This is a genomic window from Pseudoalteromonas aliena SW19, from assembly GCF_014905615.1.
In the GTDB taxonomy this organism is placed as follows: Bacteria; Pseudomonadota; Gammaproteobacteria; order Enterobacterales; family Alteromonadaceae; genus Pseudoalteromonas; species Pseudoalteromonas aliena.
The window spans coordinates 230,207-252,852 of sequence record NZ_AQGU01000022.1; the positions used below are offsets into that span (position 1 = coordinate 230,207).

21 protein-coding genes are annotated in these 22,646 nt (G+C 39.6%); 12 read left to right on the forward strand and 9 right to left on the reverse strand.

Going from position 1 to position 22,646, the window contains the following annotated elements:
* Window positions 1-270 precede the first annotated feature (270 nt).
* Window positions 271-996, forward strand: a complete 726-nt coding sequence (locus tag PALI_RS03255) for a substrate-binding periplasmic protein (protein WP_193154905.1) — start codon at window positions 271-273, stop codon at window positions 994-996.
* A gap of 9 nt (window positions 997-1,005) precedes the next feature.
* On the forward strand, window positions 1,006-2,493 hold the full coding sequence (locus PALI_RS03260; RefSeq protein WP_193154906.1) for a methyl-accepting chemotaxis protein: 1,488 nt from the start codon (window positions 1,006-1,008) through the stop codon (window positions 2,491-2,493).
* 44 nt (window positions 2,494-2,537) lie between these two features.
* Here PALI_RS03260 and gpsA read toward each other — a convergent pair whose 3' ends face one another.
* Genes gpsA through PALI_RS03280 form a run of 4 tightly spaced genes read right to left on the reverse strand, consistent with a single transcriptional unit; the run spans window position 2,538 to window position 4,789 of the window.
* Window positions 2,538-3,545, reverse strand: a complete 1,008-nt coding sequence (gene gpsA, locus PALI_RS03265; RefSeq protein ID WP_077536888.1) for an NAD(P)H-dependent glycerol-3-phosphate dehydrogenase — start codon at window positions 3,543-3,545, stop codon at window positions 2,538-2,540.
* A 3-nt stretch (window positions 3,546-3,548) separates the two neighbouring features.
* Window positions 3,549-4,034 (reverse strand): protein-export chaperone SecB, encoded by a 486-nt coding sequence (gene secB / locus PALI_RS03270; RefSeq protein ID WP_077536887.1) that lies wholly within the window; start codon window positions 4,032-4,034, stop codon window positions 3,549-3,551.
* Window positions 4,035-4,068: 34 nt separating this feature from the next.
* Window positions 4,069-4,326, reverse strand: coding sequence for a glutaredoxin 3 (gene grxC / locus PALI_RS03275; RefSeq protein ID WP_077536886.1), 258 nt, complete (start codon window positions 4,324-4,326; stop codon window positions 4,069-4,071).
* A 31-nt stretch (window positions 4,327-4,357) separates the two neighbouring features.
* Window positions 4,358-4,789, reverse strand: coding sequence for a rhodanese-like domain-containing protein (locus tag PALI_RS03280; protein WP_193154907.1), 432 nt, complete (start codon window positions 4,787-4,789; stop codon window positions 4,358-4,360).
* A 271-nt stretch (window positions 4,790-5,060) separates the two neighbouring features.
* Between PALI_RS03280 and gpmM the strand changes: the two genes are divergently transcribed.
* From gpmM to PALI_RS03300, 4 genes are all read left to right on the forward strand, one after another.
* Window positions 5,061-6,605, forward strand: coding sequence for a 2,3-bisphosphoglycerate-independent phosphoglycerate mutase (gene gpmM / locus PALI_RS03285; protein WP_193154908.1), 1,545 nt, complete (start codon window positions 5,061-5,063; stop codon window positions 6,603-6,605).
* 3 nt (window positions 6,606-6,608) lie between these two features.
* Entirely contained in the window at window positions 6,609-7,748 is a 1,140-nt protein-coding gene (locus tag PALI_RS03290; protein ID WP_193154909.1) for a murein hydrolase activator EnvC family protein, read from the forward strand.
* A 34-nt stretch (window positions 7,749-7,782) separates the two neighbouring features.
* Entirely contained in the window at window positions 7,783-9,039 is a 1,257-nt protein-coding gene (locus tag PALI_RS03295; RefSeq protein ID WP_193154910.1) for a S41 family peptidase, read from the forward strand.
* A gap of 68 nt (window positions 9,040-9,107) precedes the next feature.
* Window positions 9,108-9,875, forward strand: a complete 768-nt coding sequence (locus PALI_RS03300) for a divergent polysaccharide deacetylase family protein (protein ID WP_193155039.1) — start codon at window positions 9,108-9,110, stop codon at window positions 9,873-9,875.
* Window positions 9,876-10,152: 277 nt separating this feature from the next.
* Here PALI_RS03300 and PALI_RS03305 read toward each other — a convergent pair whose 3' ends face one another.
* The 5 genes from PALI_RS03305 to ftsY all read right to left on the reverse strand — a co-directional run bounded on the left by PALI_RS03305 (window position 10,153) and on the right by ftsY (window position 15,839).
* On the reverse strand, window positions 10,153-10,665 hold the full coding sequence (locus PALI_RS03305; RefSeq protein ID WP_193154911.1) for a ClbS/DfsB family four-helix bundle protein: 513 nt from the start codon (window positions 10,663-10,665) through the stop codon (window positions 10,153-10,155).
* A 180-nt stretch (window positions 10,666-10,845) separates the two neighbouring features.
* On the reverse strand, window positions 10,846-11,709 hold the full coding sequence (gene rpoH / locus PALI_RS03310; protein WP_077536880.1) for an RNA polymerase sigma factor RpoH: 864 nt from the start codon (window positions 11,707-11,709) through the stop codon (window positions 10,846-10,848).
* Window positions 11,710-12,005: 296 nt separating this feature from the next.
* Window positions 12,006-12,992 carry a permease-like cell division protein FtsX gene (gene ftsX, locus PALI_RS03315; RefSeq protein WP_193154912.1) on the reverse strand — a complete coding sequence of 329 codons (987 nt, stop codon included), beginning with the start codon at window positions 12,990-12,992 and terminating at the stop codon, window positions 12,006-12,008.
* Window positions 12,989-13,666, reverse strand: a complete 678-nt coding sequence (ftsE, locus tag PALI_RS03320; RefSeq protein ID WP_193154913.1) for a cell division ATP-binding protein FtsE — start codon at window positions 13,664-13,666, stop codon at window positions 12,989-12,991. Before ftsE ends, ftsX begins: the two co-directional genes overlap by 4 nt.
* 85 nt (window positions 13,667-13,751) lie before the next feature.
* Window positions 13,752-15,839: a signal recognition particle-docking protein FtsY gene (ftsY, locus tag PALI_RS03325; protein ID WP_193154914.1), complete on the reverse strand. Its 2,088-nt coding sequence runs from the start codon at window positions 15,837-15,839 to the stop codon at window positions 13,752-13,754.
* Window positions 15,840-16,046: 207 nt separating this feature from the next.
* Between ftsY and rsmD the strand changes: the two genes are divergently transcribed.
* From rsmD to prmA, 6 genes are all read left to right on the forward strand, one after another.
* Complete coding sequence (gene rsmD / locus PALI_RS03330; RefSeq protein WP_193154915.1) at window positions 16,047-16,652, forward strand: 16S rRNA (guanine(966)-N(2))-methyltransferase RsmD; 606 nt, start codon at window positions 16,047-16,049, stop codon at window positions 16,650-16,652.
* Window positions 16,653-16,797: 145 nt separating this feature from the next.
* Window positions 16,798-17,013 (forward strand): 30S ribosomal protein S21, encoded by a 216-nt coding sequence (gene rpsU / locus PALI_RS03335; RefSeq protein ID WP_002957797.1) that lies wholly within the window; start codon window positions 16,798-16,800, stop codon window positions 17,011-17,013.
* 19 nt (window positions 17,014-17,032) lie between these two features.
* Window positions 17,033-17,479, forward strand: coding sequence for a GatB/YqeY domain-containing protein (locus PALI_RS03340; protein WP_193154916.1), 447 nt, complete (start codon window positions 17,033-17,035; stop codon window positions 17,477-17,479).
* Between the two features lie 243 nt (window positions 17,480-17,722).
* Window positions 17,723-19,474 carry a DNA primase gene (gene dnaG, locus PALI_RS03345; RefSeq protein ID WP_077536875.1) on the forward strand — a complete coding sequence of 584 codons (1,752 nt, stop codon included), beginning with the start codon at window positions 17,723-17,725 and terminating at the stop codon, window positions 19,472-19,474.
* 123 nt (window positions 19,475-19,597) lie between these two features.
* The gene (rpoD, locus tag PALI_RS03350) at window positions 19,598-21,445 is read left to right on the forward strand and encodes an RNA polymerase sigma factor RpoD (protein ID WP_077536874.1); all 1,848 of its coding nucleotides are present in this window, start codon (window positions 19,598-19,600) and stop codon (window positions 21,443-21,445) included.
* 67 nt (window positions 21,446-21,512) lie between these two features.
* Window positions 21,513-22,394 (forward strand): 50S ribosomal protein L11 methyltransferase, encoded by an 882-nt coding sequence (gene prmA, locus PALI_RS03355; RefSeq protein WP_193154917.1) that lies wholly within the window; start codon window positions 21,513-21,515, stop codon window positions 22,392-22,394.
* Window positions 22,395-22,646: the final 252 nt, after the last annotated feature.

A 22,646-nucleotide genomic window follows, 5' to 3' on the forward strand; every position in this document is an offset into this window, starting at 1 on the left:
CACTACTAACCTTAATTTTTGGTACACATGGGATGATTTTACTACAGAGGGTGGACGCACAATATTCCAATTAGTAATGCATTCTCAATTAGCTTAAGTGCCGATTATTTAAGCTTCGACGATAACTAGATGCATTGGGTATAACCGCAAATTATACATGGAGTGATTTGAATTTGACTGCAGGCTATGAAGGTACAAATTTAGAAACATATGGCGATACAACTTTACTAATAACCGTTTCAAAAACATTTAATTTCTAAGGGTTTATACATGAAAATTACATTACTATTTATTTTTATTACTTTTTCTAATTTCGTCGCTGCTGAAACAGTGCATTTAACATCACTGGCTTGGCCACCTTACTCTGATAAATCATTAGAACAACAAGGCGCATCTGTAGCCGTTGCAAAAGCTGCATTTGAGGCTGAAGGGCATGAGCTTATCGTTGACTTCTATCCTTGGTCTCGTGCAGTAAATTCGGCCTTACAAGCAAATTCAAAATATGTTGGATACTTTCCAGAATATATGCACGAAACCAGTGATTTTATTTTTTCTGATGCAACTGGCACTGGTCCGCTCGGCCTTGTGCAAAATAGTGCTAAGCCAATAACCTTTTCATCGGTGAATGACCTTTCGGGTAAACGTATTGGTGTTGTACAAGATTATGTCAACACTAAGGAGCTTGATGACATGATAGCTTCTGGCACAATTAAAGGCGACGCAGCACCTTCTGATGTCCTAAACATTAAAAAAGTAGCTGCTGGACGAATTGATGCTGCGGTGATTGATGCCAATGTGCTTAAGTATTTACTAGCTACAGATAAGTCTTTAGCAGGAATAAAAAGTAAAGTAGCCATGAATACAACGTTATTAGAAGATAAAAAGCTATACATTGCCTTTAGAAATGATGCAGAAGGACAAAAATGGCAAACAATTTATAATCAAGGACTAGCAAAAATCGATGTTAATACCATTATGGCAAACTACCTTAAGTAAGGGGCTATTTTGACTCGTTCAATTTTATTTAGACTGGTTATTACTACATTAAGCGCAATGGTTTTTGTTTTACTTTGCTTTGGTGTTTATGATTACACTGCACAAAGTAGCCAATTAAAACTAAAGCTTGATAATGAGATTAATCTGACAAAAGAACGCATTGGGCTATCACTGCCCAATGCGATGTGGAATTTTCAAGATGAACTAGCTAAAAAGTTAATCAATGCGGAAGTTGCATCTCAAAATATATCAAAAATCACTATATATGATACTAACGGACAACTTTTTGTTGAAACCGACGGGGCTGAAACACCGTCTATGGTACAAAATGAATTGTTTTATGATGATGCCGGAACGCAAAATAAAGTTGGCAAAATTAACCTTTATATCGAATTTAGTCACATTGAAGCGGCACTGCTTGAGTTGGCTATATTTTCAATCATTAAAGTTTTACTCCTAGTGACTATTTTAGGCGCCGTTTTAGTTTATATTTTTAAAAAATTAGTTGCTCAACCCTTATCTGAAGTTGCTGAAAAAATGGCAACTATTGCCAATGGAGATGGCGATTTAACTCAACAAATAATTGTTCGCCGTAATGACGAAATAGGAAAACTTGCGGCTTCATTTAATCAGTTTGAACATAAAATAGCCGAGCTGATTAACGATGTTAAGCTTTCCGTTGAGGATTCGTTTAACGTTGCTGGTAGCATCTCTGATGTTAGTAGTGAAGGTTTTCGCTATTTGACAGAGCAGCAGTCGGAAACAGATCAAATTGCCACTGCAATTACACAAATGGCGTCATCGGCAGTAGAAATTGAAAGTAATGCTAAGTTGACGCTAAGCTCTGCTGAAACAGCAAATGTAGATGCTAAAAAGGTGCATGATGCTTTTTTAAGCTCAATTAACTCAATAGAGAGATTAGCTGCTCAACTCGATGAAGCATCAACGGTTATAAGTAGCCTTGAAGATAGCGTGCAGGGCATTGTATCTATGCTAGATGTTATTCAGGCAATAGCAGAGCAAACGAACTTACTTGCATTAAATGCCGCGATTGAAGCTGCCAGAGCCGGTGAACAAGGTCGTGGATTTGCTGTAGTAGCTGATGAAGTAAGATCTTTAGCGAGCAGAACACAGACAAGTACGGCTGAGATCCATGAAACAATAAATAAACTACAACAGGGATCACAATCAGCTGTAAATGTTATGAGTTTAAGTAAAAATATGAGCCAAGAAAGCATGAGTGCGGCAAGTACAGCCAGCGAATTGATTTCAAATATATCTGAAGTGATAGAATCAATTACACATATGTCGAGTCATATTTCTAGTGCTGTGTCCGAACAAAGCGCGGTTGCTGAGGACTTGAGTAAAAATATTAATGAGGTCGTCTCTGCGGGTCAAAACAGTATGGGGAAAATTGAACAAGTTCAAACATACTCAGAAGATATGAAAACACTGGCCCTGCAACTGAAAAAGTCGGTAAGTATTTTTAAAACCTGAAATAACAAGCCTTACAGTACATAATTGAACTGGAAGGCTTATTTTTATTCTGAACGCTGCTCTCGGCCTAATAAGGCCATTGCAGCTTCTTTCATATCTTTATTTTCATAAAGAACTTTATAGATTTGCTCAGTAATTGGCATTTCGACACCAGTACGCTGTGCAAGCAAATACACTTCTTTGGTATTTCTAAAGCCTTCAACTACTTGACCAATTGACTCAATAGCAGCATCGACACTTTCGCCTTTACCTAGTGCTAAACCAAATCGACGATTACGTGATTGATTATCAGTACAGGTTAAAATTAAATCACCAAGACCAGCCATACCCATAAAGGTTTCTGGTTTTGCGCCAAGAGCGCAGCCTAAACGCGATAACTCTGCAAGACCACGTGTAATGAGTGCAGTACGTGCATTAGCGCCAAAACCTACCCCGTCTGAGATACCAGCACCGATTGCAATAACATTTTTAACCGCACCACCTAGCTGTATACCAATAAAATCATCATTGTTATACACACGGAATGAGCGACCACAATGAAGTAAATCAGCTAACTGCTGAGCAAATTCAGGGGACGTGGAAGATACAGAAATAGCAGTCGGTGATCCCATCGCCATCTCTTTTGCAAATGTAGGACCCGAAAGTACCGCCAATGGAATACCATCACCTAACTCTTGTAAAGCAACTTCCTGTAATAAGCGCCCCGTGTTTGGCTCAAGCCCTTTGGTCGCCCAAGCAACTTTTACACCTTCTTGCAATGCAGGCTTTATCTGCGCAAGTGTATCGCCAAATGCATGGCTTGGCACAACAACAAGCACAATAGCGCTACTAGCAACGGCACGCTGTAAATCGGCTTCAAGAAAAAGAGTATCAGGGAAAGGAGCATCGGGTAAGTAACGTTGATTTTTCCGCTCAGCTGCAAGCGTGGCAACGTCGTCGCTATTGCGCCCCCAAAGCGTCACATTGTGACCATTTCGGGCTAAACAAATAGCAAGGGCGGTGCCATAAGACCCCGCCCCTAATACAGTAACAGCTGTCGTTGCTGTACTCATAAATTATGCGTCTGCTGTAACCTGGTCAGCTGGCGCAGTACGTTGTTGCATGTACTGTGCAAACAATGCGTCAAAATTAACTGGCGCAAGGTTAAGCTGTGGAAAAGTACCACGGTTAACAAGGTTTGATACTGCTTCACGCGCATATGGGAATAACACGTTAGGACAAAATGCACCTAGCATGTGTGCAAGTTGCACCTCTTCAACGTCAGCAATAGTAAAAATACCTGCTTGTTGAATTTCACATAAAAACGCAGTTTCTTCGCCAAGTGAAGCGGTTACAGTTAGCGCTAAAACAACTTCAAATACACCTTCGTCTAATTTATTAGAACGAGTATCTAAGTCTAGCTTAACTTCTGGCGTCCATTCTTTTTGAAAAATAGCTGGTGAATTTGGTGTTTCAAAAGATACATCTTTAGTGTAAATACGTTGAATTGTAAATTGTGCGCCACTTTCTTGAGCTGCTACATCTTGAGTTTCTTCGTTCATTGTTATTCCTAACTTGTTCGTTATTATAATTAAATTAAGCGCTTAGCTTAGCGTCAAGTTTACCTTGCGCTTCAATAGCCATCATGTCGTCGCAGCCACCGATATGTTCATCATTAATAAAAATTTGCGGTACTGTGCTTGCCCCACCCGCTTTTGCAATCATTTCATCGCGTAACTCAGGCTGAACACCAATATCAATATTAGTGTACTCAACACCTTTGCTATTTAGTAGCGAAAGAGCGCGCTGGCAAAATGGACAATACGCCTTAGTATATAAAACAACATTACTCATAATAAATCCTCTATCGGTCTAGCTAAAATGATTAGCGACCTGTTGTGGTTGGTAGGCTCGCAGATTGCCACGCCCCCATGCCCCCAGCTAATACATAGACACGTTCAAAACCTGCTTTGCTCATAGTGGTTGCAGTACTTTGGGCAGTCATACCTGTAGTACATACCACTATAATGGGTTTAGTCTTGTACTTTTCAAGGCTTGAAAAGTCAGATTTTTTCGCATTCTCTGGGCTTAAGTGCTCAGCTCCAGAAATTCGCCCATTATTAAACTCTTTTTGCGCACGCATATCGATTACTTGACCATCTTCACGGTTAATAAGTAACGTAAGTTGCTGAGGATTTATTTGACGTACAGCTGAAAACTTACTTTTTATCCAGCCACTAACAATAAGAAATACAATACCAACCCAAGCAAGGCTTAAAATGGGGTGATTGGTGATAAATTCAATATATTGATCCATTCGACTTCCACTATAAATTACATCCTAAAACGCTATGTTTTAGATATTTTAGACTTTAGCCACGCAAGTATACCCAAACCAACTTAAAATGCGAGTTTACGGCGGTTTAAAAGCACATAAATCCCCCTGCATGCTACTCACCAAGCACACATTAACAACTTTACTTTATACCGTATTATGAAAATTTTTAATATGCTGTTTTGATTGCTGATTCTAGCTACAAAACACGGTATGCTAAAGCCAGACAGGTGTTAATTATTCAGGAACTATTATGACAGAACATAAAAAACCACTGGTATTAATGATTTTAGATGGTTGGGGATATCGCGAAGATGAGCAAAGTAACGCTATTTTAGCAGCAAACACGCCGGTATTAGACAATTTATGGGCTACACGCCCACACACATTAATTTCAGCTTCGGGTTTTGATGTTGGTCTTCCTGATGGACAAATGGGAAATTCAGAAGTTGGCCATGTAAATTTAGGCGCTGGACGTGTCGTTTATCAAGATTTCACTCGTATTACTAAAGCAATTAACGATGGTGAATTTGATTCAACGCCTGCACTTGTTGAAAATATAGATAAGGCTGTAAAGGCAGGCAAAGCAGTTCATATTATGGGGTTATTAAGTCCTGGCGGCGTACATAGCCACGAAGATCATATAGTCGCAAGTATTGAACTTGCAGCAAAGCGCGGTGCAAAAAACGTATATTTTCACGCATTTTTAGATGGCCGCGACACACCGCCGCGCAGTGCCAAAACCTCTATCGAACGAATCGAAGCATTATTTAGTGAGCTTAAATGCGGCCGCTTAGCCTCGCTAATTGGCCGTTATTATGCAATGGACAGAGACAACCGTTGGAACCGCGTAGAAAAAGCGTATAACGTAATGACCCTGGGTGAGGGTGACTATAGTTATGACAACGGCGTTGCTGCTCTTGCAGCAGCTTACGAACGCGATGAAAACGATGAATTTGTAGCCGCTACAACCATCTCCCCTGAAGGCGCAACCCCAGTAACAATAAACGATGGCGACACTGTAATTTTTGCAAACTTTAGAGCCGACAGAGCTCGCGAAATTACGCGCGCTTTTGTTGAACCTAGCTTTGATGGCTTCACTAAAACAAAAACACCTAAACTTAGTGCTTTTGTAATGATGACCGAATACGCTGCTGATATTAATGCACCCGTTGCGTTTGGCCCTACGCCTTTAGTTAATGTTTTAGGCGAATGGTTTGAAAAAAATGGCAAAACACAGCTACGTATTTCTGAAACCGAAAAATATGCCCATGTAACATTTTTCTTTAGTGGTGGCCGCGAAAACGAATTTGAAGGCGAAACACGCGAGCTTATCCCTTCGCCGCAAGTAGCAACATACGATCTACAACCTGAAATGAACTCAGAAATGTTAACCGATAAACTCGTTGAAGCAATTAAAAGTGGTAAATACGACGCTATTATTTGTAACTACCCTAACGGCGATATGGTTGGTCACTCTGGTGTATTTGAAGCTGCCGTTAAAGCCTGCGAAGCAGTAGACATTTGCATTGGCCGTGTTATCAGTGCACTTGAAGAGTTTGGTGGCGAAGCATTAATAACAGCTGATCACGGTAATGCCGAGCAAATGGCTAACCTTAAAACGGGACAAGCGCATACAGCACATACTAGCGAACCTGTACCATTTATTTATGTAGGTCGTGATGCAACCCCATCAGCAGGTAAGGCATTGAGCGATGTAGCGCCCACAATGCTGCACTTAATGGGTATGAAGCAGCCAAGTGAAATGACTGGCACACCTATCATGACACTGAAATAACACATGAATAGACGCATTAATCTATTAATTCAATACACTTTAATACTTACTTCATTGGCGACGGCTCCTGCTGTCGCTAATGAAGACCGTACTAAAAAGGACTTATCAGAAGTCCAACAGGCTCTTAACCAAAGCCAAGCCGAATACAATGAGCAGCGTAAAAAAATTGCTAAATTACAAACAAATCTCAAAAGCCACGAACTAGATATCGCTAAAAATGCTAAAGCACTGAATATGGCAGAACAAGCAGTTAAAAAAGCCCAACAGCAACAAAAGCAGCAGCAACAAAAAGCACAGCAGCTCGATGAAAAGCATGTCCAGTTTCAACGTATTTTAGCCGCACAATTAAAAAGTGCCTACATGGCTGGAGGCGACGACTACTCTAAAATGATGCTAAATCAAGAAGACACAGCCAAGTTTGAGCGTACACTTAGTTATTATAACTATCTAAATAAAGCCCGAATAAAGCAAATTGAAGAGCTAAAAGTACTGCAACAGCAAATTGCCCAGAATCAAGTTGAACTTGCAAAAACAGAGCAACAACTAATTGAGCTACATAACGAACAAAAACGACGTCAAACCGCATTAATTGCAGCCCAAAGTGATCGAAAAGCGAATTTTAACAACCTCAAAGCACAACTTAGTGGTACCAAAGATTCGATTAACTATTTAAAAGAAAACCAGCAAACCTTAATCTCGACTATCGAAGAACTCGAAAAAGAAAAAACACAAAAAATTGAATTGCTCGGCCTTAATAAAAACAAAGGAAAACTAGATTGGCCAAGTAAAGGTAAGTTGCAGCACACATTTGGTCAACGAAAGCATGGCGGCATTGATTGGAAGGGAGTGCTGATTGGGGCTGTAGAAGGCGCTAATGTTAACAGCGTGCATAATGGTCAAGTGGTCTTTGCTGATTGGTTGAAAGGCTATGGCTGGGTGATTGTTGTAGATCATGGCAAAGGCTTTATGAGCTTATATGGACACGCACAAACGCTTCTCAAAGATGTTGGCGATATGGTGCGTGAAGGCGAAACGTTAGCTTTAGTTGGTCAAAGCGGCGGACAAGCAAATTCTGGTCTATACTTTGAAATACGCCACAAAGGACGCGCAGTAAATCCTGTAAAATGGTGCAGACGCATTTAATTGAATAAACCGCTGCGCCGCTCTGGAGCAGCTGATGATAAATAAAACCGCCACTACAAACCATTCAAAAACAATGTATGCAGGCTTGATAATGAGTCTGCTTTTATTTAGTTTTATTTTTTCATTTAGCCAGGCTCTAGCTAGCTCAGTAAAAGAATTAAAAAGCCAACAAATAGATGAGATTTTATTTAATATACACACCTATTACGTTGACGATTTGGCCTTACAAAACAGCCAACACATAGAATACAGCACTCAGCAATTTGAACGTTTGTACTCAAAACTCGATCCTTACTCCAAATACCTAGACGAGCATGAACTCACCGCTCTATTTAACAACACCAATGGCCACTATACGGGTCTTGGAATTGAAGTTAAAAGTATTAAAGACAAAATAACCATCGTAGACGTAGTAAGTAACTCTCCCGCCAAAAAAGCCGGTATTTTAGCCAGCGATATTATCATAAGTGTTAATAACGAAATCGTTGAAAATTTGACACTTGACGAAGTAGCCACACGAATAAGAAATAGCAACTTTAGTGATATAAACTTAACCGTACAACGACAAACAAGTAAAGCCTATATATCTTTTAACGTTGCTCGAACACTAATAAATTTAAAAAGTGCTACAAGCAAAGTCTTAGATTCTGGCACTGGTTATTTAGCCATTCACACTTTTTCTAATAACACATTGCAAGAAGTTGCTTTGCAAATTACAGCAATGCAAGACTATTATGATGACTCACTTAAAGGGCTTGTTATTGATTTGCGAGATAACCCCGGCGGTACACTGCAAAGTGCGATTGCCGTATCTGATATGTTTCTACAAAGCGGCACTATTGTTACAACTAAAGGTCGCTTTTTTGATGCAAATAAAACTTTTTACGCTAAACGAGGTGATGTATTAAAAGGCGCCCCTATTGTAGTGCTGATAAATGAAAATTCAGCTTCAGCGGCTGAAATTTTAGCGGCGGCTTTAAAAGATAATAATCGTGCAACCGTTGTAGGGAATCAATCTTTTGGTAAAGGCTCTGTACAATCACTCATTCCCCTCGGTAATGGAGATACAGCCTTAAAACTTACCACCGCGAAGTACTTTACACCGTCAGGAAAATCAATTGATGGCGTAGGAATAACACCCGATGTGGCGATTAATCAAACAAACCTTTCACAAAACAATAAAGCCGTTATAATAAAAAACGAACAAACTAAAAGCATTCAGCAATTACCTGTAAGTAATCTAGCTGATTTGCAATTAGTTAAAGCAAAACAATTACTCAGCATGCAATAATATCGCTTTATTTAGAGCGACTTACTGAGCCTAAAGATAATAAAAATTATAAAGTGAAAACTATAAATATAAAAATAATAACATCATTTTTGTTGATATTTTACTTTGCATCAATAGATGTAAAAGCTAAACAAATAGCAATAGTGATTGACGATATCGGCTATCACCAACGGGACTTGGAATTTTTAACTCTGCCTGGGCAATTGTCATATTCAATTTTACCTCACACACCTTATTCACAAATTTTTGCAACGCTTGCTAGCCAATCAAATAAAGAGTTATTACTTCACGTCCCTATGCAGGCGCTAAATGATAAAGAGCTAGGCCCAGGCGCACTTACACTAAATATGACTAAAGAGCAGCTTCAGCAAACGCTAGGCACAGCTTTAGCGAGCTTGCCACAAGTTAAGGGGGTTAATAATCATATGGGCTCAGCACTTACGCAACAAAGCCAAGCCATGAAGTGGACTATGGAGGTTCTCAAAAAACGTCATTTATATTTTTTAGATAGTCGCACTACTGATTTAAGCCAAGCTCAAAATGCCGCTAACTTTTTAGGTGTAGCCAATATTAGCCGCCAAGTATTCTTAGACAACATAACCACTGCAGAACAATTACAACTGAGGTTTGATGAGTTAAAACAGCAAGCCACTAAGCATAATTTTGCTATTGCAATTGCTCACCCCTACCCAGAAACAATTGCCTTTTTACGCAAAGCATTGCCACAGCTATCAGAGCAAGGTTTCGAACTTGTGCCAGTTTCACAGCTGGTCGAACATAAATATATTCAACTCGCACAGGCCGAGGGCAAAAGAATAAGTGCTAGGACTCGTTGACCTTTCGTGATTGATTTTGCAGCAGGCTGTTTGGTTTTAGGCAAGGCAGAGCCTATGTCGTGTGGTTACTCCCCATAAATAGGCGATAACGCAGCATAAATGCCAAACCTCGCGCCGCGATTAAATCGCCCCTAGATTGAACAAATTTCAATCCACAAAGGTCAACACGCCCTAGGTAAAGTTGAGTGAAATAATGTAGCAAGCAATAAGTGAAAATAAAAAAATAACACTTAAAAAGTACTGAATATTTAAATTTTAAATATCATACGATCTACTGCTATATTTGATTGATTTTCTTAAACCGCCTCACTTTTATGCGCATATTTTTCATGGGTGAAGATGTATTTAGCTGGATCATTTTACCTAGCGTATATTTTTCATACCAAGCAATGTCATAAAGACTATGATTATCTAAGGACTCTATAAGCGATAATATTTTAGCTATTGTCACTTTAAACTCTAAAATCAAATGACTATATGACCAGCTTTTAAACTGTGATTGAAAGCATTGAGCCAATTGACCTAACTCATTCCATTTATACCCAGTCTCTGGAAAATCAACATCAGAACCTTCTGACTTTAATTGGTGCCACTTTAACACTAGCTGGCCCCAACCAAGAAGGTAAGCGAGTGTATCTGCCACATTAATTATCGCTCCTTTAACATTACCCTCGATACCATTTTTATGTGCATACTCTTTTGGAATTGATAAATAATCTTCAAGTATTTTTTCAGAGTTTAGTTTTATCGCTTGATACAATTCTTCTTTATTTGTAGGCACTGATGACATTGTGAAACCCTCCTATGTAATAGCACATTTAAAAATCGAAAAATTAGCGGGTCGCTATAGTTTATGCGCACCTGTTCAGCTTATTTCAACTGACTTTACTGCCTCAGAGCAACCTATACAAAAACAAAAAAGCCCCGCATTTTCATGCAGGGCTTTTAAAATTTGTTGCTCAAATCACTATTAGCTCATAGCGCTTTGTAGCTTTTTCATCGCTGTTTTTTCAAGCTGACGAACACGCTCAGCAGATACGCTGTACTTTTGTGCAAGCTCTTGAAGAGTTGCCTTGTCGTCAGACAACCAACGTGCACTAACAATGTCTTGCGAGCGTTCATCGAGTGTTTTAAGGGCGCTAAATAAACGCGTATGCGCCTGCTCTTTCCACTGTTGTTGTTCTACATCATCAGCTAAATCAGCTGCGCCGTCGGTCAAGTATTGTACAGGTGAATAAGTGCTTGTTGGTGCGTTATCGTCATCATCACCAGTTAAGTCAAAGCCCATGTCTTGGCCGCTCATACGCGATTCCATTTCACGAACTTCTTTTTCACTTACACCTAACTCGCTTGCCACAGTGCTCACTTCAGCTTGGTTAAACCAACCTAAACGTTTTTTGTTTTTGCGCAGATTAAAAAATAATTTACGTTGTGCTTTAGTCGTTGCAACTTTAACAATACGCCAATTTTTAAGCACGAACTCATGAATTTCTGCTTTAATCCAATGCACTGCAAACGATACTAGACGAACACCTACGGTAGGGTCGAAACGCTTTACCGCTTTCATCAGGCCAATGTTGCCCTCTTGAATTAAGTCTGCTTGTGGCAAACCATAACCCGAGTAGCTTTTAGCAATATGCGCTACAAAACGTAAATGCGACATAATGAGTTGCTTTGCAGCACTAAGATCGCCTTCTTCCTGAAGCCTCTTGGCAAGCTCTTGCTCTTCTTCAACTTTAAGCATAGGGATAGTGCTTACCGCTTGAAGGTAACCGTCCATGCTTGCGCTTTGTTGTCCGACTGTAAGTGCCATTGCGTATAAATCTTTACTCATTTTTCACCTCGGTGATAAACATTTGAAACCATCTTAGCACTCTTTACCTAAGAGTGCTAACCCCAATTTAAAACTTTTTTAAATCATAAATCAAGAGGTTTTTAGCGTTGCCTAAGTCTACTATAAGCGACTGAATAAGTGATGAATTAAGGCACAGTAAGGGCTTAACCTTAGCGCAGCACATCGTTTACAACTCATTACTTAGAGTGGAGAATAGTACAAAATTATGACAGTTTTAATAATGGAGGGTATAACCCAGCTCGACAACATACGCATATCGAGCTGGGTTGGTTCACTTATACTTTGTCAGGTTCTATTTCTTTAATATAACGATTTACAGAAAGGTATGAGCCAATAAAGCCTAAGCTTGTTGCAAGTAAAACCAAAAATCCAAATTCTTTTAATGACAAGCCAATCAACGAAAAACTAGTTTGATAAACCCCTGCAACAGTACTTACGGCAGAAGATAGCCACCACATCATCAAAGCCACCGATACAAAAGCGAATAACCCGCCAATAACCCCATACCAAATACCAGTCCATAAAAATGGCGCATGAATAAATGTATTGGTAGCCCCTACCAGTTTCATTACTTGTATTTCTTCTTTTTTATCCATAATAGATAAACGAATAGTATTACCAATAATAAGCGTAACCGAAGTCAATAATAGTAGCGTGATTGTTATTACACTTTCTTTTAGTAAGCTAAGGAGTGCATTTAAACGCTCTAACCAAGCTATATCTAGCTTACCAAAATCAACCTCACGCTCATTTTCAAGCTTGGTTAAAAGCGCTTTAGCTGCGTTAGGTTGACTATGGCGCTTAGTTGGCGTTACAAGCACAACATCAGGAAGTGGATTACTATCTAAGTACTCTAACGCTTGCCCAAACCCTGACACATCTTTAAATTCTGTCAGCGCTTGCTGCTTTGAAATAAACGTCACACTTTCAATTTCTGGGTAAAGTGCCAGTCGTTTAACTAAGGTTTGTGTTTGTTGCTCGTTCATTGTTTCTTTTACAAACAATGATATTTCGCTCGCTTCTTCAAACCCACTACTGACTTGTTGAACATTTTTAACCACTAAATACAGTGTGGCGGGTAGTGTTAAGCTCAACCCAAGCACGGCAATTGTCATCAAAGATGCCAAAGGGGTTCGCCACATTTCACCGAGACTATGCACGCCTTGGCGAAAAATGTTAATAATAAAAAAGTAACCGCCAGCCAAGATAGATTTTTTTTGCTTTTCGTTTTTATTATGGCGACCTTTAAACAGTAAGCTCATAATGCCCCCTCAGCTAAGGGGTCTTGAAGCATTCGCCCCTCTTTTAAGGTTAAACTTCTGTATTTCATGCGCGCAACCAAACCTAAATCGTGTGTAGCAATAAGCACCGTTGTACCGTGTTTATTAAAGTCTTCAAATAATCGCAAAATTTCCATTGAAAGCTCAGGATCCAAATTACCAGTCGGCTCGTCGGCTAATAAAATTGGCGGAGAGTTTACAATAGCACGAGCAATACCAACACGTTGCTGCTCGCCTCCTGAAAGCATAGACGGGTGACATTTTATTTTATCAATTAAACCCACCTTATCGAGAGCAGCATGAACACGCTTTGAAATTTGGTTATGGTGAGTACCTTCAATGATTAATGGTAATGCTACGTTATCAAATACGCTATAGCGCTCTAATAAACGATGATTTTGAAAAATAATGCCAATATCACGACGAACATAAGGAACTTGGCGTGAGTTAACCTTATTTAAATCAACACCGTTAATAAATACATTACCCGCTGATGGGCGCTCCATTAAACTAATCAACTTTAATAACGTACTTTTACCCGCCCCACTGTGGCCGGTTAAAAACGCCAGTTCACCTTGTTTGATATGAAAATTAACTTTTTCGAGAGCGCGATGCCCTCCTGGATATGTTTTACTTACTTGCTGAAAATTTATCATTTTTTATTATGCCAACTTCATCAAAAACACAAATGCAATTGGTATTCCTCGCAATTAAAAAGGGAGCAAGCTCCCTTTTGGTAAATTAAACGTCGTCCTCATCTTGGCTAAATAGCGCATCAATAAAGTCGTCACTCTTAAAAGTACGTAAATCATCAATGCTTTCGCCAACACCAATATAACGAATTGGGATATTAAATTTATCAGCCACAGCAAAAATAACACCGCCCTTTGCCGTCCCATCAAGTTTTGAAAGAGTAATGCCCGTTAAACCAACACATTGATTAAACAAATTCACTTGGCTGATAGCATTTTGACCTGTTCCAGCATCTATTGTTAACATCACTTCATGCGGCGCATCTGGGTCTATTTTTTTCATTACGCGTGCTATTTTTTCAAGCTCTTGCATTAAATTATCTTTATTTTGCAAGCGACCCGCTGTATCGGCGATTAACACATCAATCTTACGAGCTTTGGCTGCTTGGAATGCATCAAAAACAACAGACGCGCTATCAGCACCTGTGTGCTGTGCAATAACAGGAATACTATTGCGCTCTCCCCATACCTGTAATTGTTCAACGGCTGCGGCTCTAAATGTATCACCGGCAGCCAACATAACTGACTTGCCTTCACTTTGAAATTGCTTAGCTAGTTTACCTATAGTGGTTGTTTTACCTACACCATTTACGCCCACCATTAATATAACAAACGGCTTTTTATCAACAGGTATAACTAAAGGCTGCTCTGCAGTTTTGAGCATGGTTGCCATTTCTTGCTTCATCAGTTCATAAAGCGCATCACCATCTTTTAGCTGCTTACGATTTGCGCCATCAGTTAATCGGTCGATTAACTTCATGGTAGTGTCAACACCTAAATCGGCAGTTAATAGTTGGGTTTCAAGTTCTTCAAATAAATCATCGTCTATTTTTTTGCCGCTGAATATTGATGCAAACCCAGAACCAATATTGAGACGAGTTTTTAACAGACCTTTTTTAAGACGAGAGAAGAACCCTTCTTTTTTAGGTTTATCTGCTTGTTCAGCCGTAATACGTGCTTGCTCTAAACGATCGCTCTCTGCTTTTTCGGCCTCAATACGCGCTTGCTCTAAACGCTCGTTCTCTGCTTGTTCAGCTGCAACACGCGCTTGCTCTAAACGATCGTTCTCTGCTTTTTCTGCAGCAATACGTACTTGCTCTAAACGAGCGTTCTCTGCTTTTTCAGCCTCAACACGTGCTTGCTCTAAACGAGCGTTCTCTGCTTTTTCAGCCTCAACACGTGCTTGCTCTAAACGAGCGTTCTCTGCTTGTTCAGCGGCAATACGTGCTTGCTCTAAACGATCGTTCTCTGCTTTTTCGGCTGTAATACGTGCTTGCTCTAAACGATCGTTCTCTGCTTTTTCAGCTGCAATATGTGCTTGCTCTAAACGCTCGTTCTCTGCTTGTTCAGCGGCAATACGTGCTTGCTCTAAACGATCGTTCTCTGCTTGTTCAGCGGCAATACGTGCTTGCTCTAAACGATCGTTCTCTGCTTTTTCAGCCTCAACACGTGCTTGCTCTAAACGAGCGTTCTCTGCTTTTTCAGCCTCAATACGTGCTTGCTCTAAACGAGCGTTCTCTGCTTTTTCAGCCTCAACACGTGCTTGCTCTAAACGAGCGTTCTCTGCTTTTTCAGCCTCAACACGTGCTTGCTCTAAACGATCGTTCTCTGCTTGTTCGGCTGCAATACGCTCTTGCTCAAGGCGCATTTGCGTTTCTTGTTCAGCTAAACGATGTTGTTGCTCTAATTGTTGTGCTTGGGCATCAGCTTGCTCTTTTACCAATAACTCTGCATGTGCTTGTTCAATAGCGTGCTTTTCAGCTTCAACACGTGCTTGTTCTATACGCTCAGCCTCTGTTTTTTCAGCTTCAACACGTGCTTGATCTAAACGATCGTTCTCTGCTTTTTCAGCCTCAACACGTGCTTGTTCTATACGCTCAGCCTCTGCTTTTTCAGCTTCAACACGTGCTTGTTCTAAACGCTCAACCTCTGCTTTTTCAGCTTCAACACGTGCTTGCTCTAAACGCTCAGTTTCTTGTTGTTCGGCCAACGTTTGTTGGTTATTAGTTTCTTTTGTTTGTTTTTCATCTGACTTACCAAAACCTAACCAAGACAGGAATTTACTTTTTTTTGCCATACTTGCTAATAACCACTTATAAAAATCTGATAAACTAAAATTTGAAAATAGCTTGAAAATGCTCAGCAATATTTGCCAGCCAAACAACCGTTCAAAACATAAGTGTTAAATAGTAACACTTTTAATGCGGTTGAAAAATGAAGCTATACGTAATCTACTGTAATATTATCTGAGCTAGATCCCAGATACCATTTTTTAGTGAGCTAAATGAGAAATAAAACAGCGAAAAATAAAGACACCAACACATCGAGTGATGGCTTTATTAGAGTTATAAGTGGTCAATTTCGAGGTCGAAAGCTTCCAGTAAAAGACGTACAAGGTCTTCGCCCGACCACAGACCGCATAAAAGAAACAGTCTTTAATTGGTTAATGCAAGATACACGAGATACAAACGTGCTCGATTGCTTTGCCGGCTCCGGCGGTTTAGGGTTTGAAGCATTATCTCGCTTTGCTAAGAGTGCTACTCTTATTGAGCTTGATTCATCAGCCGCAAAACAGCTTGAGCTGAATATAACGACGTTGAAATTGCAAAATGCGCACGTAAAAAACACAAACACATTATCGTTTTTGGAACAAAAAAATCTAAATGCCCCTTTTGATCTTGTCTTCGTTGATCCCCCTTTTCATAAAAACTTAGCCCAAACTAGCTGTGCTTTTTTAGAAAAAAATCAATGGCTCAACTCAAAATCTTTAATTTATGTTGAAGTAGAAAGTGACTTAAAGTCATTTGAAGCGCCCAGTAACTGGTTGTTACTTAAAGAAAAGAAAGCTGGACAAGTATTCTGTAGGTTGTATCAGCGCCAAGCAAATTAAAACTATTTTACATGATGCGTTTCTGTTAATATTGTCCTTTACATGTGGTGTTGCTTCGGATTACAATACCGCACCATTTTTGAACCACTTGATCAATGTTTGATCAACTTGAGCAACGCTCATAATTTAGGTAGGTGAATTTTTAATGCCAGTAATTAAAGTAAGAGAGAACGAACCGTTTGACGTAGCACTTCGTCGCTTCAAGCGTTCATGTGAAAAAGCAGGAATCCTTTCAGAAGTTCGTCGTCGCGAGCACTATGAAAAACCAACAGCTGAGCGTAAGCGTAAAAAAGCTGCTGCTGTTAAGCGTCACATGAAAAAACTTTCTCGTGATAACGCTCGCCGCGTTAAATTATACTAATATATTAGGTCTTGTATAAATGAGCCTTTTAATAACGCTAAAAGATGCGCAAAAAGATGCGATGAGAGCTAAAGACAAACAACGTCTTAACCCTATTCGCATGGTACTTGCTGCAATCAAGCAACGTGAAATTGACGAGCAAATAACACTAGACGACGCAGACATTACCTCCGTTATAGTGAAGCTTGTTAAACAACGTCGTGACTCTTACACTCAGTACAAAGATGCTGGGCGTGATGATTTAGCTGATATTGAAGCCAATGAAATAGTAGCGCTTGAAACTTTTTTACCTCAACAATTGAGTGAAGAAGAAATAATTGCTCTCATTGACACGGCTATTGCTGATACTAACGCAGCAGGTATGCAAGACATGGGTAAAGTAATGGGTATAATCAAAAGCAAAGCTGAAGGTCGCGCCGATATGGGCAAAATCTCTGGTTTAATTAAGCAACGATTAACTGCCTAATACGCCCACATACATTATAGTATGATTGAAGTAAACCGAGCCTTGTGCTCGGTTTCTTTGTTTTTAGCTTTGATAAAAATGCATCAATTTTACCACTTTAAAATGAAATTATTGATAGCTTCCCTATTTATTTAGCTATCATTTTGGTAAGTTAAAGCATGTTATATCTTGCATCAAGCAAGTATAAAAAAGTAAATTTCATATTCGTTATTCTTCTTATTATTTCAGGACTGTATTTTACTAATGGCTGGAAAGATCCCACGTAACTTTATAGATGATTTACTTGCCAGAACCGATATTGTCGACCTGATAGACTCAAAAGTAGGTCTAAAAAAAGCAGGTAAGGATTATCAAGCTTGTTGCCCATTTCATAACGAAAAATCCCCATCGTTCACTGTATCGCAAGATAAACAGTTTTATCATTGCTTTGGCTGTGGTGCTAACGGGAACGCTATTTCGTTTGTGATGGAATATGAAAAACTTGAATTTGTTGATGCTATTGAAGAAATAGCCAGCATGCTTAATTTAGAAGTACCTCGAGAACAAGGCACAAATTCAGCGCCAGAACGTACCGCAGCGCAAAAACGCTCTGACTACGATTTAATGCTCCATACAGCGCGCTTTTATCAGCATCAATTAAAACACCACAGCAATTCGGCGGCAGTCATTGACTATGTTAAAGGCCGTGGTTTAAGCGGTGCAATAGTTAAGAAATTTATGATTGGTTACGCCCCGAGTGAATGGGATGGTTTATGCCTTCAACTTGGTCGCAATAAAGATCAAAAAGAACAATTGGTTGAGCTAAAGCTCGCTTCAGAAAAAACACCAGGCAGACAGTTTGATTTTTTTCGCGATCGTTTAATGTTCCCAATCCGCGATAAACGCGGACGTGTGGTTGCGTTTGGTGGTCGTGTAATGCAAGCAGACCAAGGCCCTAAATATCTAAACTCGCCCGAAACCCGAATTTTTCATAAAGGTTTTGAGTTATATGGTTTATACGAGGCAAAACAAGCCCATAAAAAGTTAGACCATGTGCTTATTGTTGAAGGCTATATGGATGTGGTGGCGCTTGCTGAGCAAGGGATAGAATACGCTGTAGCCGCACTTGGTACTGCAACAACAAGCGAGCACATGCACACCCTTTTTAGAACAACGGATAAAGTTATTTGTTGTTACGATGGCGACCGTGCAGGCCGTGATGCTGCTTGGCGAGCACTTGAAAATGCACTCCCTTATTTGAATGATGGAAAAGCCTTAAACTTTGCTTTTTTACCCGATGGTGAAGACCCTGATTCCTTAGTGCAAAAGGAAGGTAAAGAACTGTTTGAACAACGCTTAAGTGAAGCTGATGACTTCACTAAAGTATTGTTTAATAAATTAAGCCAAGAAATAGATTTAACGCTTGATTCAGGTAAAGCAAAACTACTGAGCGCTGCACTGCCACTCATCGAAAAAATACCCAGTGAGTTTTACCAAGAAAATATTCTTGAACAACTCGGTCGTTTAATTGGTCGAACACGCGAGCAGCTTAATAATCGCTTAAAAACACCTAAGCAGCAGCATTCTATTGAGCGAAAATTTAAAATAACACCGATGCGCCAAGCCATTGGAATTTTAATTCAACACCCACAACTAGCTAAAAGTATTCCTTATTTGCCCGACTTAGCGCAAATGAATATCGCTGGTATCGGCCTACTGTTGCGCTTACAAGAACAAGCATTAGAAAAAGAAAACATTACCACCGCACAGCTGCTTGAATTTTTCAGAGGAACTGAAGACTATGAGCCACTAATTAAGCTCACAATGTGGCAACATGAGATAAATGAAGAGCGTTTAGAGACTGTTTTTAAAAATACTTTTAAATTTATTGAAGATCAGTGTTTAAATTATCGACTAGAGACCTTATTAATAAAGGACAAGACACAAGGTCTCAATAGCGACGAAAGACTTGAATGTCATTTGTTAATGACAGCGTTAAAAGCCACTAACAGCTAGTCAGATTTGATTTAGGCTGTTATACTGTGCTATTCACTGCGTCACATTATTCTAGTTAGCTTAATGCAAACTACATGATGGCGCCTGTTGTATCAACTTATCAGAGTGGAAGAAACAATCTCTATGGATCCAACTCCTCAGTCACAATTAAAACTTCTGATTCAAAAGGGTAAAGAGCAAGGCTACTTAACTTTTGCAGAAGTAAATGATCACCTTCCACAAGACATTATAGACTCAGATCAAGTAGAAGATATCATAAGCATGATTAATGACATGGGTATCAAGGTTAGCGAAAACGCGCCTGATGCTGATGAATTAATGATGCAAGAAACAACGACAGACGAAGACGCAGCTGAAGCTGCCGCTGCAGCCCTTGCGACTGTAGAAAAAGAAATCGGCCGTACTACAGACCCTGTGCGCATGTATATGCGTGAAATGGGTACTGTTGAACTTCTGACACGTGAGGGCGAGATTGTTATCGCTAAACGTATTGAAGAAGGTATCAATCAAGTACAAATTTCTGTTGCTGAATATCCTGAAGCGATAACTTACCTACTTGAACAGTGGGATAAGTTTGAAGCCGAAGAAATGCGTTTAAGCGATATTATCGTCGGCTTCATTGATCCTAATGAAGATGAAGCGCCAATTTCAGCAACTAACATTGGTTCAGAATTAAGCGCTAAACAGCTTGATGATGATAAAGATGATAAAGACGATATTGATGGCGACGATGAAGATGAAGAAGAAGTAGACACAGGGCCAGATCCTGAAGAAGCGCGCATTCATTTTGAAAACTTACGTGATCTATACAATAAAGCACGTGATACATTTGAAGCTAAAGGTCGTTCGCATCCTGAATCACAAGCTGCCATATTTGAAATCGGTGAGCTTTTCAGGACCTTTAAATTAATACCTAAACAGTTTGATCGCATGGTAAATAACATGCGTGAAATGATGGACAGAGTTCGCGTTCAAGAACGTCTAATCATGAAACAAGCTGTTCAAATTGCTAAATTACCAAAGAAAACATTCGTTAAGCATTTTGCTAACAACGAAACAGACGCTTCTTGGGTTGATTTAGAAATTTCAGGTAACGAAAAGTATTCAGCTAAACTTGAAGAAGTTAAGCCAGAAATCATTCGTAGCATTAATAAATTATCTGTTATTGAACAAACAACAGGTTTAAGCATTGAGCGTATAAAAGACATCAATCGTCGAATGAGCATTGGTGAAGCGAAAGCCCGCCGTGCGAAAAAAGAGATGGTTGAAGCTAACTTACGCCTTGTAATCTCAATAGCTAAAAAATATACAAACCGTGGCTTACAGTTCTTGGATTTAATCCAAGAAGGTAACATTGGTCTGATGAAAGCGGTTGATAAGTTTGAATATCGCCGTGGTTATAAGTTCTCTACTTATGCTACGTGGTGGATACGTCAAGCAATTACTCGTTCTATTGCTGACCAAGCAAGAACAATCCGTATCCCAGTACATATGATTGAAACGATTAATAAACTTAACCGTATCTCTCGTCAAATGTTACAAGAAATGGGTCGTGAGCCAAATCCAGAAGAATTAGCAGAACGCATGATGATGCCTGAGGATAAAATCCGTAAGGTACTTAAGATTGCTAAAGAGCCAATTTCAATGGAAACACCAATCGGTGATGATGAAGATTCTCACTTAGGTGATTTTATCGAAGATACAACTATTGATTCGCCAATCGATTCGGCAACAATGGAGTCGCTTCGTGGCGCAACTAACGATGTACTTGCAGGCCTAACTGCTCGTGAAGCGAAAGTACTGCGTATGCGTTTTGGTATTGATATGAATACCGACCACACCTTAGAAGAAGTAGGTAAACAGTTTGACGTAACACGTGAACGTATTCGTCAAATAGAAGCGAAAGCGCTGCGTAAATTACGCCACCCTTCTCGCTCAGATTTACTGAAAAGCTTTTTAGACGCTAAATAATTTAGCGCTACTATATAAACTAAAAAGGCCGCTATAGCGGCCTTTTTTCTATTTGAAGGAAATAACCATGGCTTGGATCCAAATTCGTATTAATGCCAATGCTGCAACAGCTGATGCCGTAAGCGACCTATTAATGGAAGCGGGTAGCGCTTCAGTAACCTTTATTGACGCAAAAGACACCCCTATTTACGAACCAAAAATTGGCACTGTTGTATTTTGGGCTGATACCACAGTTATTGGCTTGTTCGAAGCTAATCACGATATGAACGCAGTCGTTGCGTTATTAAAACGTCATAACGAGCTGAAAGACAATTTAGTTTATAAAATTGAGCAGCTTGAGGATAAAGACTGGGAACGTGAATGGATGGATAACTTCCACCCAATTCAATTTGGTGAAAAACTGTGGATTTGTCCAAGCTGGCGCGACATTCCAGATCCTGATGCAGTAAATGTACTACTTGATCCGGGCCTTGCTTTTGGCACGGGTACACATGCAACAACAGCGCTGTGCCTCAAATGGTTAGAAAGCCAAGATCTAACAGGTAAAACAGTGGTTGATTTTGGCTGTGGCTCAGGCATTTTAGGCATAGCTGCTATAAAACTAGGCGCAGAGCGCATGATTGGGATTGATATTGACCCACAAGCACTCGAAGCAAGCCTAGATAATGCTAACCGTAATGGGGTGGCTGACAAACTTGAAGTATACCTGCCTGAAAACCAGCCGGAATTTAGCGCCGACATTGTTGTAGCAAATATATTAGCGCAGCCGCTACGAGAATTACACAGTGTCATTTTAGGCTTATTAAAGCCAGGCGGAAAAATTGCCATGTCAGGCATTTTAGAAGAGCAAGCACAATCAGTTGCTGATATTTACGCGCCTTTTATTGAACTTGATAATATTGCTGTTGAAGGTGACTGGACACGCGTCAGTGGTACCAAAAAAGTGTAATTCACTTAAAACATCAATTTAGAGTATTAACTCAAAATGCTCATGTAAAGCCTGCATTTAACAGGCTTTACTATTTTTTTACATAATAAAAAATAAACCTATTTTATAGTAAAAACAAAATCAGCTTAAATTTCACACAAATAAACCGCTTCGTCATACGGTTATCAAATGTCAATACGAAAAGTGCAAAAAAAAGTCACTTTTGTTCAATTTATAGCCTTTGATTTTTGCTAAAAAAACCGTAAACTTAGC